This window comes from Pseudomonas fluorescens (genome assembly GCF_902497875.1).
GTDB classification, from domain to species: Bacteria; Pseudomonadota; Gammaproteobacteria; order Pseudomonadales; family Pseudomonadaceae; genus Aquipseudomonas; species Aquipseudomonas fluorescens_BR.
This window is the reverse complement of record NZ_CABVHY010000015.1, coordinates 87,041-101,331: the sequence shown is the minus strand read 5'-3', so window position 1 is coordinate 101,331 and position 14,291 is coordinate 87,041. Positions and strand designations below refer to the sequence as shown.

At 59.6% G+C, this 14,291-nt stretch carries 11 protein-coding genes and 1 other RNA gene; 8 read left to right on the top strand and 4 right to left on the bottom strand.

Annotated features, from left to right (window positions below):
• The first annotated feature begins 261 nt into the window (after positions 1-261).
• The 8 genes from F8N85_RS16770 to F8N85_RS16735 all read left to right on the top strand — a co-directional run bounded on the left by F8N85_RS16770 (position 262) and on the right by F8N85_RS16735 (position 10,281).
• The gene (locus F8N85_RS16770; RefSeq protein ID WP_150804670.1) at positions 262-1,956 is read left to right on the top strand and encodes a lactate permease LctP family transporter; all 1,695 of its coding nucleotides are present in this window, start codon (positions 262-264) and stop codon (positions 1,954-1,956) included.
• A gap of 151 nt (positions 1,957-2,107) precedes the next feature.
• Positions 2,108-2,932, top strand: coding sequence for a (Fe-S)-binding protein (locus tag F8N85_RS16765; protein WP_150804669.1), 825 nt, complete (start codon positions 2,108-2,110; stop codon positions 2,930-2,932).
• Complete coding sequence (locus F8N85_RS16760; protein ID WP_150804668.1) at positions 2,929-4,383, top strand: LutB/LldF family L-lactate oxidation iron-sulfur protein; 1,455 nt, start codon at positions 2,929-2,931, stop codon at positions 4,381-4,383. Before F8N85_RS16765 ends, F8N85_RS16760 begins: the two co-directional genes overlap by 4 nt.
• Entirely contained in the window at positions 4,383-5,054 is a 672-nt protein-coding gene (locus F8N85_RS16755) for a LutC/YkgG family protein (protein ID WP_150804667.1), read from the top strand. Before F8N85_RS16760 ends, F8N85_RS16755 begins: the two co-directional genes overlap by 1 nt.
• On the top strand, positions 5,051-7,861 hold the full coding sequence (locus tag F8N85_RS16750; protein WP_150804666.1) for an FAD-binding and (Fe-S)-binding domain-containing protein: 2,811 nt from the start codon (positions 5,051-5,053) through the stop codon (positions 7,859-7,861). Before F8N85_RS16755 ends, F8N85_RS16750 begins: the two co-directional genes overlap by 4 nt.
• Positions 7,862-8,068: 207 nt before the next feature.
• Complete coding sequence (locus tag F8N85_RS16745; RefSeq protein ID WP_150804665.1) at positions 8,069-8,347, top strand: hypothetical protein; 279 nt, start codon at positions 8,069-8,071, stop codon at positions 8,345-8,347.
• A gap of 97 nt (positions 8,348-8,444) precedes the next feature.
• Positions 8,445-8,838: a transfer-messenger RNA gene (gene ssrA / locus F8N85_RS16740) on the top strand.
• Positions 8,839-9,024: 186 nt separating this feature from the next.
• Positions 9,025-10,281: an integrase domain-containing protein gene (locus F8N85_RS16735; protein WP_150804664.1), complete on the top strand. Its 1,257-nt coding sequence runs from the start codon at positions 9,025-9,027 to the stop codon at positions 10,279-10,281.
• A gap of 164 nt (positions 10,282-10,445) precedes the next feature.
• Here F8N85_RS16735 and F8N85_RS35000 read toward each other — a convergent pair whose 3' ends face one another.
• From F8N85_RS35000 to F8N85_RS16715, 4 genes are read right to left on the bottom strand one after another with little or no spacing between them, the layout of a single operon-like run.
• Positions 10,446-10,715: a hypothetical protein gene (locus F8N85_RS35000; protein ID WP_150804663.1), complete on the bottom strand. Its 270-nt coding sequence runs from the start codon at positions 10,713-10,715 to the stop codon at positions 10,446-10,448.
• Positions 10,712-11,692 (bottom strand): integrase domain-containing protein, encoded by a 981-nt coding sequence (locus F8N85_RS16725; protein WP_150804662.1) that lies wholly within the window; start codon positions 11,690-11,692, stop codon positions 10,712-10,714. The genes F8N85_RS35000 and F8N85_RS16725 overlap by 4 nt, the downstream gene beginning before the upstream one ends.
• Positions 11,676-12,029: a hypothetical protein gene (locus tag F8N85_RS16720; protein ID WP_150804661.1), complete on the bottom strand. Its 354-nt coding sequence runs from the start codon at positions 12,027-12,029 to the stop codon at positions 11,676-11,678. The genes F8N85_RS16725 and F8N85_RS16720 overlap by 17 nt, the downstream gene beginning before the upstream one ends.
• On the bottom strand, positions 12,016-13,422 hold the full coding sequence (locus tag F8N85_RS16715) for a YfjI family protein (protein ID WP_150804660.1): 1,407 nt from the start codon (positions 13,420-13,422) through the stop codon (positions 12,016-12,018). The genes F8N85_RS16720 and F8N85_RS16715 overlap by 14 nt, the downstream gene beginning before the upstream one ends.
• Between the last annotated feature and the right edge of the window lie 869 nt (positions 13,423-14,291).

The following is a 14,291-nucleotide window of genomic DNA, read 5'->3' as shown; positions in this document are numbered from 1 at the left end:
AACTCATTCTCCGCGATCCCGACTACTCGTCGGGCTCTCTATTCTGGCCTATTGGCGCTGCACGAGCACCTGTCAGGCGACGTTCGATTGACCCGATCAGAAGGCATTAGCGCCGGACATTCGACAAAAGTCGTAGGGTGACAAATTGACACAACCCTCATAAGGCTTTTACCCTAGCCAACAGCGATTGTAAATTGGTATTACCAATTTACCAAGAGCGCTTATCGGTGCATGACCAACAACAATTAGGGGCCACCCCATATGCAAACCTGGCAACAGCTCTACAGCCCGCTCGGCAGCCTCGGCTGGTCCGCTCTCGCGGCCGTCATCCCCATCGTGTTTTTCTTCCTGGCCTTGGCCGTGTTCCGTCTCAAAGGACACGTCGCAGGGAGCATTACCCTGGCGCTGGCTATCCTGGTGGCGATCTTTGCCTTCCAGATGCCGGTCGACATGGCGTTCGCAGCGGCCGGCTACGGCTTTGCCTACGGTCTGTGGCCCATCGCCTGGATCATTGTCGCGGCGGTGTTCCTCTACAAACTGACGGTCAAGAGTGGTCAGTTCGAAGTGATCCGCAGCTCGGTGATGTCGATTACCGACGACCAACGCCTTCAGGTGCTGCTGATCGGCTTCTGCTTCGGCGCCTTCCTTGAAGGGGCCGCCGGTTTCGGCGCTCCGGTAGCGATTACCGCCGCGCTGTTGGTTGGCCTGGGCTTCAACCCGCTGTATGCCGCCGGCCTGTGCCTGATCGCCAACACCGCGCCAGTGGCATTCGGTGCCCTGGGGATCCCGATCATCGTCGCCGGGCAAGTTACCGGCATCGACGCGTTCAAGATCGGCGCCATGACCGGTCGCCAGCTGCCGCTGCTGTCGCTGTTCGTGCCGTTCTGGCTGGTGTTCATGATGGACGGCCTGCGCGGCGTGCGGGAAACCTGGCCGGCCGCACTGGTCGCCGGTCTGAGCTTCGCCATCACCCAGTACTTCACCTCGAACTTCATCGGCCCGGAACTGCCGGACATCACCTCGGCCCTGGCCAGCCTGATTTCCCTGACGCTGTTCCTGAAAGTCTGGCAGCCAAAGCGCGCCGCAGGCCAACACATCGTCGGTGCCGTCTCGGCTTCCGTGGTGGGCGCCAGCGCCGGCGGTTTCGGTCTGCCGCGCAGCACCGTGGCTTCGCCTTATAGCCTGGGCGAGATCATCAAAGCCTGGTCGCCGTTCCTGATCCTCACCGTACTGGTCACCATCTGGACCCTCAAACCGTTCAAGGCAATGTTTGCCGCCGGCGGCTCGATGTACGGCTGGGTGTTCAACATCGCTATCCCGCACCTGGACCAGATGGTGATCAAGGTCGCGCCGATCGTTGCCGCCCCGACCGCGATCGCGGCCGTGTTCAAGTTCGACCCGATCTCGGCGACCGGCACGGCGATCTTCTTCTCCGCGCTGATCTCGATGTGGGTGCTGAAAATCCACGTTAAAACTGGTCTGACCACTTTAAAAGAAACCTTCTACGAGTTGCGCTGGCCGATTCTGTCGATCGGTATGGTGCTGGCCTTCGCCTTCGTGACCAACTACTCGGGCATGTCGTCGACCATGGCCCTGGTGCTGGCCGGCACGGGCGCTGCGTTCCCGTTCTTCTCGCCGTTCCTCGGCTGGCTGGGCGTGTTCCTCACCGGTTCGGACACTTCGTCCAACGCGCTCTTCAGCTCACTGCAAGCCACCACCGCACACCAGATTGGCGTCAGTGATGTCCTGCTGGTAGCTGCGAACACCAGCGGCGGCGTGACCGGCAAGATGATTTCCCCGCAATCGATCGCCGTGGCCTGCGCCGCGACCGGTCTGGTGGGCAAGGAATCGGACCTGTTCCGCTTCACCCTCAAGCACAGCCTGTTCTTTGCGACCATCGTCGGCCTGATCACTCTGGCCCAGGCCTACTGGTTCACCGGCATGCTGGTGCACTAACTGCCACACTCTTAGGGTAAAAACCGACGCCGGGCCACGACCCCGGCGTCAGCTATTCACAACCCGGTCTGCAAGGCTGCTGAAAGCTTCACGCTGTATATTTCAGCCGCTGCCGCAGACGGATAACCGGGCCCACCCGGAGACACGCCTGATGAGCGAGCTTTTTTACAACGCCGTGCCGAACGCGACCCGCGTCGCACCGCCAATACCCGAACCGCGCCAATACCCCAGCGAGAAACCGCAGAGGGTCTACCTGTTCGGTACCTGCGTGGTTGACTTGTTCTACCCCGAAGCCGGGATGGATGCGATTCACTTGCTCGAGCGCGAAGGTATTCGCGTCGAATATCCGCAAGGGCAAAGCTGTTGCGGGCAACCGGCCTACACCTCGGGTTACACCGATCAGGCACGGCAGGTGGCGCGCTCGCAACTGGCGCTGTTCGCCGGGGACTATCCGGTAGTGGTGCCTTCCGGCTCCTGCGCGGGCATGCTGCGTGAACACTACGCCGACTTGTTCAAGGACGAGCCGGAGACGCTGAAACAGGTTCAGGCCCTGGCGGCCCGGACGTATGAACTGGCCGAGTTCCTGCTGTTTGTCTGCAAGGTGCAGCTCAAGGACAGCGGCCAGCCGGTCAAAGTGGCGCTGCATACCTCGTGCTCGGCGCGGCGGGAAATGAACACCCACCTGCACGGGCGTGAGTTGTTGTCGCAGTTGAGCAATGTGGAACGGGTCGAACACAGCCATGAAAGTGAATGCTGTGGCTTTGGCGGGACGTTCAGCGTCCGTATGCCGGACATCTCCGGTGCGATGGTCGCCGACAAGACCCGGGCGTTGAAGGAATCCGGCGCGCACCAGGTTCTGAGCGCCGACTGCGGCTGCTTGATGAACATCAATGGCTCGCTGGAAAAACAGCAAGAAGCGTTGCGCGGTCAACACTTGGCCAGCTTCCTCTGGCAGCGCACGGGAGGTGCTCGATGAACACTTCCACGCTGATTCCGACGGTTGCAGTTGAAGAAGATTTTCGCGCCCGGGCTCACGAGGCCCTGGCCGACCCGCAACTGCGAAACAATTTTCGCAACGCGATGGATTCACTGATGAGCAAACGTGCGGCGTCGTTCAGCGACGCCCACGAACGGGAACATTTGCGAACGCTCGGCAACGCCGTCCGCGCTCGTGCACTATCCAAGTTGCCCGACCTGCTCGAGCAGCTTGAACAGAACCTGACCCGCAACGGTGTGACAGTGCACTGGGCGGAAACGGTGGACGAGGCCAATGGCATCGTCTTATCGATCATCCGCGCTCACGAGGCGCGGCAAGTGATCAAGGGCAAATCGATGGTCAGCGAAGAGATGGAGATGAACCATGTCCTCGCGGCTCAAGGCATTGAATGCCTGGAGTCGGACATGGGCGAATTCATCGTCCAGCTCGACCACGAGAAGCCTTCTCACATTATTATGCCGGCGATCCACAAGAATGCCGGTCAGGTCGCGTCCTTGTTCCACGACAAACTTGGCGTGGAGTACACCAAGGACGTTGACCAACTCATTCAGATCGGCCGCAAAGTCTTGCGGCAGAAATTCTTCGAAGCCGACATCGGCGTCTCCGGCGTCAACTTTGCCGTGGCCGAAACCGGCACCCTGTTGCTGGTGGAGAACGAAGGCAACGGTCGCATGTCGACCACCGTGCCACCGGTGCACATTGCCGTCACCGGGATCGAGAAAGTCGTCGAGAACCTGCGTGATGTAGTGCCCCTGCTCTCGCTGCTGACCCGCTCGGCCCTCGGCCAGCCGATCACCACCTACGTCAACATGATCTCCGGCCCGCGCAAGGCCCATGAACTCGATGGTCCGCAAGAAGTGCACCTGGTGCTGCTGGACAACGGTCGCAGCCAGGCCTTTGCCGACAGCGAATTGCGCCAGACCTTGAACTGCATCCGCTGCGGCGCCTGCATGAACCATTGCCCGGTTTACACCCGCATCGGCGGGCATGCCTACGGCGAGGTCTACCCCGGCCCGATCGGCAAAATCATCACCCCGCATATGGTCGGCCTGGCGAAAGTCCCGGATCATCCGAGTGCCTCGTCGTTGTGCGGCGCCTGCGGTGAAGTCTGCCCGGTGAAGATTCCGATCCCGGCGTTGCTGCGCCGCCTGCGCGAAGAAAACGTCAAAGCCCCGGATAGCCCCCATCAAGTGATGCGCGGCCAAGGCAGCAAGTATTCGCGCAAGGAACGCTTTATCTGGAACGCCTGGGCCCGGCTCAATGCCTCGCCGACCGTGTATCGGCTGTTCCTCTTTTGCGCCACCCGCCTGCGCGCCCTGACGCCCAGTAACGTCGGCCCCTGGACGCAAAACCACAGCGCGCCGAAGCCCGCTGCCCGTTCACTGCACGACATGGCCCGCGAGCACCTGGCCAAACAGGGAGATCGCTGATGAGCGCCAAGCAGAATATCCTCAACAAACTGCGCAATAGCCTGACCGGCACTACGCCGCTGGCTGACACCTTCGATGAAGCGCTGGTCACCGAGCCTTGGACCTATGCACCGGAGCAACGCATCGCCCAACTGCGCAAACTGATGGAAGCAGTCCACACCGAAATCCACCTGACCTCTGAACAGGCCTGGCCGGAACTGCTCGCGCAACTGCTGCATGACCGCCAACTGCCCAGCCTGTTGATCGCCCCAACCACGCCACACGGCCAGCGCGTGACCGAGCATTGGGCACACCATCCGACGCTGCCGACGCTCAAGGCCTATGACCGCCCCGTGGAAGAATGGAAAGCCGAGCTGTTCAACGACACCCCGGCCAGCCTCACCACCACCCTCGGCGCCATCGCCGCCACCGGCAGCCTGATCATCTGGCCGACCCGCGAAGAGCCACGCCTGATGAGCCTGGTGCCGCCGGTGCATTTCGCCCTGCTCAAGGCCAGCGAAATTCATGACAACTTTTATCAGGTGCAGCAGCAATTCAACTGGGCCCAAGGCATGCCGACCAACGCCTTGCTGGTGTCCGGCCCGTCAAAGACCGCCGACATCGAACAAATTCTGGCTTACGGCGCTCACGGCCCGAAAGACCTGGTCGTGCTGATCCTGGAGGACCAATGAGTCTACCGGCCGCTTTTCTGCGTGATGCACAGCAACTGATTCCCCAGGATCGACGTTTTGATGACCCGCTCTCGACCCTCGCATTCGGCACCGACGCCAGCTTCTATCGCTTGATTCCCAAGCTGGTGATTCGCGTCGAGTCCGAAGACGAAGTGGTCGCCCTGCTCAAACTGGCGCAACGTGACCAGGTGCCAGTGACCTTCCGCGCCGCCGGCACCAGCCTCTCGGGCCAGGCCATCAGCGACTCGGTGCTGATTGTGCTCGGCGATAACTGGAACGGTCGCGAAGTACGTGGTCAGGGCACGCAGATCCGCCTGCAACCGGGTGTCATTGGGGCGCAGGCGAACGCCTGGCTGGCACCGTTCGGGCGCAAGATCGGCCCGGATCCGGCTTCGATCAACGCCTGCAAGATCGGCGGCATCGTCGCCAACAACGCCAGCGGCATGTGCTGCGGCACCGCGCAAAACACCTATCACACCCTGGCCGGGATTCGCCTGGTGCTGGCTGACGGCAGCCGCATCGATACTGAAGACGCGGCCAGCGTCGCGGCCTTCCGTACCAGTCATGCGGACCTGCTGGAACAACTGGCAAGCCTCGGTCGCGAGACCCGCGCCAATACCGAACTGGCGGCCAGGATCCGGCACAAATACCGCCTGAAAAACACCACCGGCCTGTCGCTCAATGCCCTGGTGGATTTCGATGAGCCGCTGGATATCCTCAGCCACTTGCTGGTCGGCTCCGAAGGCACCCTCGGCTTTATCAGCGCGGTGACCTACGACACCGTGATCGACCATCCGAACAAAGCTTCGGCGCTGATCGTCTTCCCCGATGTCGAGACCTGCTGCAACGCCGTCAGCGTCCTGAAAAGCCAGCCGGTCTCGGCGGTCGAACTGCTGGATCGGCGCAGCATGCGCTCGGTGCAGGACAAACCCGGAATGCCGGCCTTCGTCCAGCAACTGTCGGACAATGCCTGTGCCTTGCTGATCGAATCCCGTGCCGCCACCTCCGGACTGCTGCAGGAACAGCTGACCCGGATCATGGCTTCGCTGGTCGCGTTCCCGGTGGAAAAACAGGTCGACTTCACCGAAGACCCGGTGGAAAACGCCAGACTCTGGGCGATCCGCAAAGACACCTTCCCCGCCGTCGGCGCGGTGCGCAAAACCGGCACCACGGTGATCATCGAAGACGTGACCTTCCCGGTAGAACAACTGGCTCTGGGCGTGAACCGCTTGATCGAGCTGTTCGACAAGCACCACTACGACGAAGCGATCCTGTTCGGCCATGCCCTGGAAGGCAACCTGCACTTTGTCTTCACCCAGGGCTTCAACAGCGCTGAAGAAGTCGCGCGCTACCAGGCCTTCATGGACGAGGTCGCGCAACTGGTGGCGGTGGAATTCGGCGGCTCGCTGAAAGCCGAACACGGCACCGGTCGCAACATGGCACCCTTCGTTGAACTGGAATGGGGCAGCGACGCCTACCAGTTGATGTGGCAGCTCAAGCGCCTGCTCGATCCAAACGGGCTTCTCAACCCGGACGTGGTGCTCAGTGAAGACCCGCAGATCCACCTCAAGCATCTCAAGCCGCTGCCCGCCGCCGACGAGATTGTGGATAAGTGCATCGAGTGCGGTTTCTGCGAACCGGTCTGCCCATCAAAAGGCCTGACCCTCAGCCCGCGCCAACGCATCGTGATCTGGCGCGATATCCAGGCAAAAAAACGCGCCGGCATCGACACCTCCGAGCTGGAACAAGCCTACGAATATCAAGGCCTCGACACCTGCGCCGCCACCGGTCTGTGCGCGCAACGTTGTCCGGTCGGAATCAACACCGGCGAACTGGTGAAAAAACTGCGCGGCCGCACCGCCACTCACACCAAAACGGCTGACTGGCTGGGCACGCACTTTGGAACCGCGCTACAAGGTGCGCGCTTCACCCTGCATGCGGCCAACGGTGCGCGGATGTTGCTGGGTGCGCCGCGGCTGGCAAAAATTTCTGCGGCAGTGACCAAGCTATCCAAAGGCAAGGTCCCGCAATGGACCAACGCCATGCCACAACCGGAACGCCCCATTCGCTTCAGCCCGACGGTCACGGATCAACGCCCGCGAGTGGTTTACCTGGCGGCCTGCGTCTCACGGGTCATGGGGCCTGCCGCGGGAGACAAGGAGCAGATGTCGCTCTACGACAAAACCCGCGGCCTGCTGGAAAAAGCCGGTTACCAGGTGGTGCTCCCGGACAACCTGGACAGCCTCTGCTGCGGTCAACCGTTTGCCTCCAAAGGCTATGCGGAACAGGCTGAACACAAACGCCAGGAAATGCTTGCGGCACTCCTGCACGCCAGCCGCGGCGGCCTCGACCCGATCTACTGCGACACCAGCCCCTGCACCTTGCGCCTGGTCCAGGACCTGGGTGATGTGCGCCTGGATCTCTATGATCCAGTGCGCTTCATCCGCACCCATTTAATGGATCGCCTGGACTTCACCCCCCAGGAGGAGCCGATTGCCGTGCACGTCACCTGCAGCACCCAGCACCTTGGGGAAAGCCAGGCACTGATCGATCTGGCCCGGCGTTGCAGCAAGAACGTAGTCATCCCCGAAGGTATTCACTGCTGTGGTTTTGCCGGTGACAAGGGTTTCACCACGCCCGAGCTGAATGCTCATGCGCTGCGCACCTTGAAGGACGCGGTGCAGCATTGCAGCGAAGGCATCTCCACCAGCCGCACCTGTGAAATCGGCCTGAGCCAGCATGGCGGGATCGACTATCACGGGCTGATCTACCTGGTGGACCGAGTGACACAAGCACGCGCGGTATAAGGGCGATCTGTTAAAAAAGGGGCGTTTTTTCGCCCCTTTTTGCTTTTTTCAGCAATGTGACCGGCCTTTTCATTCAATTGGCAAAAATGTCGAATTTCTGCGGGCGGCTATAGTCATTTAGCCAAGCCCGTGAATGGGCTTATAACCACCTCGGCCAACGCCCCCATCGACCGGCGGCACCGAGCCCTCATGCATAAGGAGATACCCATGAAGCGTTCTGCGATTGCTGGATTGTTCATCACTGCTGCACTGTTGGCCTCACCGGTGTTTGCTGCGGACAAGGACCTTTGTGCGGCAAATATACAAGCCATCGAAGACGCGCTGACCACCGCACCCTCGACATCAGAGACCGCCGTGGACAACGTAAAAACCGCGCTGGAAAAAGCTAAAAAGGCCCAGGCCGCTGGCGACGACAAGAAATGCATCGATGAAACAAGCTCGACACTGCAAAAAATCCAGACCCGAAACCCGGCCAACAAAGGCTGACGTGCTGACAGGCCAACCTTCGGGTTGGCCTTATCACCCGCGTTGACGTACACTACACGTGCTTGCTGCTCGAATTGATTCACAGAGCAGTGAGTTCGGGGCCGTTTAGGATTCGACGCCGGTTGCGAAACTTTAGGTGCATGCCGAGTTGGTAACAGAACTCGTAAATCCACTGTTGCAACTTCTTATAGTTGCCAATGACGAAACCTACGGGGAATACGCTCTCGCTGCGTAAGCAGCCTTAGCCCTTCCCTCCTGGTACCTTCGGGTCCAGCAATCATCAGGGGATGTCTGTAAACCCAAAGTGATTGTCATATAGAACAGAATCGCCGTGCAGTACGTTGTGGACGAATCGGCTAAAACTTACACAACTCGCCCAATGCACCCTGCCCGTCGGGTCGCTGAGGGTTAACTTAATAGACACGGCTACGCATGTAGTACCGACAGCGGAGTACTGGCGGACGGGGGTTCAAATCCCCCCGGCTCCACCACTTCAACATCTAAAGACGTCCACGGACGTCTTTTTTTGTGTCTGAAATCCAGTAAAAACAATGGTTTAAGGGCCATTGGCTTCCGTAGAAGAATTTAGAATTCCAAGCTTTTTGGTATCCCATTTGGTATCCCGGACCCACCGGTGCTATTTTTGGGATACCAAAACGGTGTCGGAGGTAGCTCTCATGCCTACTAATGCAACCCGCCTCTCAGACCGCCAGCTCAAGGCAGTCAAGGCAACAGGAAAAGACTTCGTTCTCACTGACGGCGACGGCCTGCAGCTCAGGGTCAGAGCCAGTGGCTCGATGATATGGAATTTCAACTACCGCGAGCCGGTAATCAAAAATCGCCTCAATATGGCGCTGGGCCCTTACCCGGCTCTTTCGTTGGCGAACGCCAGAAAGAAAGCTCAAGAAGCACGCGAACTACTGGCGCTAGGCATTGATCCCAAGGCTCACCGCGATGAACTCAGGCAAGCCAAGCTGGCGAAGACCGAACACACATTCGAGAAGGTGGCCACCGCCTGGTTCGAGCTGAAGAAAGACTCCGTAACCAAAGCCTACTCCGAAGACATTTGGAGATCGCTGACGCTTCATGTATTCCCAAGCATGAAAACAACGCCGCTCTCTCAAATCACTGCTCCGATGGTCATCAAGATCCTTCGTCCAATCGAGGCCAAAGGGAGCCTCGAAACCGTGAAACGATTGAGCCAACGACTCAACGAGATCATGACCTACGGGGTCAATTCCGGACTGATATTCGCGAACCCCCTCAATGGAATTCGGGCGGTGTTCAAGAAACCCAAAAAAGAGAACATGGCTGCGCTACCACCTGAGGAGCTTCCCGAGCTCATGATGGAAATCGCGAACGCCAGCATTAAGCGCACGACCCGCTGCCTGATCGAATGGCAACTGCACACGATGACCCGCCCTGCCGAAGCAGCCACCACACGATGGGCAGATATCGACTTCGACAAGCGCATTTGGACCATTCCGCCAGAGCGCATGAAAAAGCGTCGGCCGCACACAATCCCTCTTACCGATCAGGCACTTTCGTTACTGGAGACGCTCAAGCAACTCAGCGGTAACCGAGAGTACGTGTTCCCCTCAGATAGAAATCCTCGCACCCATGCCAATAGCCAGACCGCCAACATGGCGCTGAAACGCATGGGCTTTCAGGACCGTCTAGTCAGCCACGGCTTACGCTCGATGGCGAGCACTATCCTGAATGAGCATGGCTGGGATCCGGAGCTGATCGAGGTCGCACTGGCGCATGTCGACAAAGACGAAGTTCGGAGCGCCTACAACCGGACGGATTACATGGAACGCCGGCGTCCGATGATGGCCTGGTGGAGTGAACATATCCAGAAGGCGGCCACCGGCAGCCTGTCGGCATCGGCCATCAATCAAACCAGGGACCGCAACGTCGTACCGATTCGCTGAGGTCCAAAGGTACGCGACGCCGGCCACGATCCGTGTCGTGTAGCAGGGAGAAAGGAGTGACGACGGTCGCTAGATCTCTGGTATGTCTGCGCCTCTTCAGCCAAGCCCCTGAGTATGGGAAGGCTCCGCATTCCCATACTCAGGGGCTCACGCTTAAAGGTCTATCAGGCAACCACGACTTTTGCCTTTCTACGACGGATCAACCCCGCTGTTAACTCGTAGTAGTAGATGGTAGCTGGAGCTGAGCATCGCAAATAGTGCTCCAGAAACCATCTCACGTGTTTTTCCCTCCAGGACCAGGGAGTCGCGCAACCCCAGCGCTCACGAATCACCTCGTGCATCCTTTCTGCTTGTCTGATGTGCCGCTGCCGCGTGGCATGCGCACCTTTGAGCACGGGGCACAGAAACAACGCTATGTCGAACTCAGACGTCATCGCCGACCTCCGATGTAGGCACTTACCACATCGATGCGGTTATGCCCCAACTCTTGGCTGATCTGCTGTCGCGCCCACAGATCAAGCTCTCGATCTTCGCGATGAACACGAACGCCATTTACAGGTGCAGAAAAGCCGGTCATCTGCTCATAGCGCTCACAGGCGTAAGCCGCCCGCAGCTCATGAAAGCCTTTCAATCCATTCTCATGCAGGAGATCTCGTGCCGGTCGCACGACTGCCTGTAAGAAATCTTTATAGCTTTCATCAGGTGCTAACAGGTTCCGACTCCCCTTGGGTGAAGCCTCCGTGGCCATATCGAGGGCAACACGGACTTGATCCGTGACCGCGATCCAACGCGGTGCTGATGCGCCTGACCGGCCGCCTTTGGTGCCGTCCTGGATGTTGATCTTGCCCAGGCGCCCGGCCTCACGTTGCAGTCGGGGCAGGTCCGCCAAGATCGATTCACGCAGGCGCATACCAGTCTCCCGGGCCAGATGCACAATTGCGCCCACTCGTTGCTGACCTCGCCCTGACAGTGCGCGTGCGATCAACTCGATCTGAGCACGATCTTGGCCTTGCGGTGCCTCCCCGCGCACGCTTGAGCGCTGCAAACCCAGCGTCTTGCTCGGACTGGAGATTTTGACGTACTGATCACCGCGCAGCGCGGCCATCGTTCGGTTCACGCTGGACAGTCGGTTCTGCGCGGTGGCAATGCCGACGTTGCCCTGATCAACCTGCTCCCGCACGTGGACGGCATACCGCATGAGGATCTCGCGGTCTATCTGGCGCGCGTCGTTGACCCTCGGTCCTTCATCGGATCGACACCAATGCACGAACGCCTGCCAGCGATCACTATGGGCTTTGACGGTAGCAAAATGGCCGTCGCCAAACAGGTCTTTCAGTGCTTGCGGTCCAGCAAAGCTAAGCTGGCGACCGAAGCCGAAATTGCGCCCCGCTCGCTTACCGACCCGAGCCATTTTTCTGTTCCTGATCGACTGCCGCGAGATCATGCAAAAGGGCTCGCCAGTGCGCACTTACAATCGCGGACTGAGCCCAATCAGTCGGGCGAAAACACAGCGTGTTGTCGGTGACGTAAAGATGCGCACCCTCCTCTTTCAACCATTGAATAATGGCTGTCGTAGAGGCGATAGCTTTATGGGTGGTGGCGACACTGGCGACAGCGGCGACAACCCTTGTCCCGCTTGGTTTTGAGCGTGGCGACAAAGTGGCGACACTCGCGGCGACAAACTGCGCTTTTGGCTTTTTTTGGCGCTGAGCCAGATGGTTGCGCAGCGCCTCATCAAGATTGAACATGGCGCACCTCGTAGGTGTGGCCGTCGGTAATCAGCCAATGATGATCAAGCAACTCAACCAACAGCCTGGAAGCATGACGACTGCTCTTACGGGCAAAACGGGGACCGTTGCGATTCAGCTCTCGAATACTGAAGCGCTTCCAACCCTTGACCTGCAGCCAGCGCAGCAGCCGGTCCGCCTCTTCCTTAACTCGACACACCGGCTCCTGCTCAGTCAGGCGCTGGATCTCGGTGAGGTAGTAGCCGACTAAAGCGGAGGCCCGCTGGATATGGTCGACCTCCACGACGCTGCTCTCCTCCACAACTGCAAGAACGCCGGCGATGCGTAGCAGGTTATCGGCTGCCTTTGATCCGCTGGGCCGTACGCTGGCCAGCTCGCCAAACTCCCCCAGCTGAGCTTCGATAGCATCATGCAAATCAATCCAGCGACAACGCGCCAGCGGACTGAGGCTCAGCTTTGACAGCTGCAAGGCTCCGTCAGCGGAAAGTGACCAAGGCTGATAAAACAGAGCCGAAAGGCGGTGATGATAGCGCTTGAGGGCGGCGTCTTTGGACAAGTCGACAGCCTGGTAGCTACGTTGCCCGGCTAGACTGGTTGGCCAGGTCATCAAGCAGCGCCCTAGAATGCCTTGCCCCTGCAGCAACGGGTCACTGAGTAACTGCATGGCCAAATACGGTTGCAGCATCAGGTGCAGGCTCAGGCGTCGGTCATAGGCTCGTAGGCTTTCGCCTGCCATAGAGCGAGCACGATCAATCGGGCTACCGTCCCAGAGTGACGACAAGGTCGTGACCGCTTTCAAACGGTTGTCCCGACTCATGGTGCTGCTGCCGAGGAATTGTCCGCCCTCGTCACAGAACAGCCCCATGCTCGGCAAGTCATGGCAGAGCCCCTTGATCAGGGCCTCGATCGTCGGATCTGTGGTGATCAGCCGAGGGGCCGAAGGCTCCGCTTCAAGCGGTACGCTGTTTGTGGGGGCGGGATCGGCAGGATTGATACGCTGCGCTTGTCGCTGTGCGGCACGGTACCGAAAGAGCTGCTCACGATAGTGTTGCCACTGTTCACGCTCCCATTGGCGCGCTGGCAGCAGTGCGGATCGGTCTGCCGCGGTCTTGCGATCACCGGACGCAGCCACCGTGATCAGGTACAACGACAGGGGATAATGTCTCCCGTCGAGTTGTAAGCCCGCATGACCTTGAGTGGCCAGGGCCGAGGCAGCCAACACCGACTGCGCGGCCAGTGCTTGGGGCACGCCGATGACCTCGGCCATGCGCTGAACCGCAGGCCCAAGAATCCCACCCAGTGCCTGCACCGGATAAGGCTGGGCCACGGGATTCGACTCAATCAACGGTCGAGGTGGTCGTGGTAGTTCAAGCTTCGGATCTAACTGCTGCATGGGCCCTCTCCTCGTTCATTACTGGTTGTCCTCACGTAGTCCCGCCACGGCTGTTGAGTGTTATCAGGGATCAAGGCCCCTGCGGCCTGTGAGGTGTTCACTGACGCGGAACGAACGGCTCCTTACGACCGGGAGCAAGGGCATAAACCCATGAATCTGGCCTCCTTAGACGCATCCGAAGATGCGGGCGGGTGGAGGCTGTGCCGGCTGACGAGTTCGGCGCCTGGAGATCATGGGGGGAGAAGGCAAAGACCTAGACACCTGGGGCATGCCTGACTGTCAGTCAGGTGCAGCCTTTCCATTGGCTGCGGCACCGGTGCCTGTGTAGTTGCGGATGGCGACGAATCAGATTTGTCAGGCCGGTTGTCACGAGGAGAGTTGCGGCAATGCCCTGTACGACGTGGCTTGCAGCAGTGCTACGAGCGCCCGTCTCTTTCCAGGAGAAAGAGACGGGCGCAGTCTGGCGCAGCGAAGTGTGCAGAGAGGTGAGGTTGCTGCAGAGCAGCGAGGTAGGTCCATTGTCTGCCGCAGTGGGCAGATTGGTAGAATAGGCATCCATCACTCTTGGGGAGTGACCGTGCGAGCCGCCGGACGCTAATCGCACTTGGGGAAGAACCACCACGCAAGTGGCGTAGCCTTGAAGGTTCTGGCTACCTGGGCAGGTGCTGTCAACGACAGCGATCCGTGCGCCAATTTTTATACCCACTCGAAAACGCGGTCAAGCGTCACGGCCAAAGCGCCCAAAAAGTGGCGACTGTCGCCACTTTTGTCGCCACGTTCCAGGCCACGTCAGGCGTGGGTTGTCGCCGCTGTCGCCGGTTTCGCCACATCTCTACCCATAGCCCTACGAAAGCTCGGCTCTAACGCTG

Bases quoted from the DNA above. Each gene is read 5' to 3' on its own strand.
- F8N85_RS16770 (WP_150804670.1), top strand. From the start codon at position 262: ATGCAAACCTGGCAACAGCTCTACAGCCCGCTCGGCAGCCTCGGCTGG.
- F8N85_RS16765 (WP_150804669.1), top strand. From the start codon at position 2,108: ATGAGCGAGCTTTTTTACAACGCCGTGCCGAACGCGACCCGCGTCGCA.
- F8N85_RS16760 (WP_150804668.1), top strand. From the start codon at position 2,929: ATGAACACTTCCACGCTGATTCCGACGGTTGCAGTTGAAGAAGATTTT.
- F8N85_RS16755 (WP_150804667.1), top strand. From the start codon at position 4,383: ATGAGCGCCAAGCAGAATATCCTCAACAAACTGCGCAATAGCCTGACC.
- F8N85_RS16750 (WP_150804666.1), top strand. From the start codon at position 5,051: ATGAGTCTACCGGCCGCTTTTCTGCGTGATGCACAGCAACTGATTCCC.
- F8N85_RS16745 (WP_150804665.1), top strand. From the start codon at position 8,069: ATGAAGCGTTCTGCGATTGCTGGATTGTTCATCACTGCTGCACTGTTG.
- F8N85_RS16735 (WP_150804664.1), top strand. From the start codon at position 9,025: ATGCCTACTAATGCAACCCGCCTCTCAGACCGCCAGCTCAAGGCAGTC.
- F8N85_RS35000 (WP_150804663.1), bottom strand. From the start codon at position 10,715: ATGACGTCTGAGTTCGACATAGCGTTGTTTCTGTGCCCCGTGCTCAAA.
- F8N85_RS16725 (WP_150804662.1), bottom strand. From the start codon at position 11,692: ATGGCTCGGGTCGGTAAGCGAGCGGGGCGCAATTTCGGCTTCGGTCGC.
- F8N85_RS16720 (WP_150804661.1), bottom strand. From the start codon at position 12,029: ATGTTCAATCTTGATGAGGCGCTGCGCAACCATCTGGCTCAGCGCCAA.
- F8N85_RS16715 (WP_150804660.1), bottom strand. From the start codon at position 13,422: ATGCAGCAGTTAGATCCGAAGCTTGAACTACCACGACCACCTCGACCG.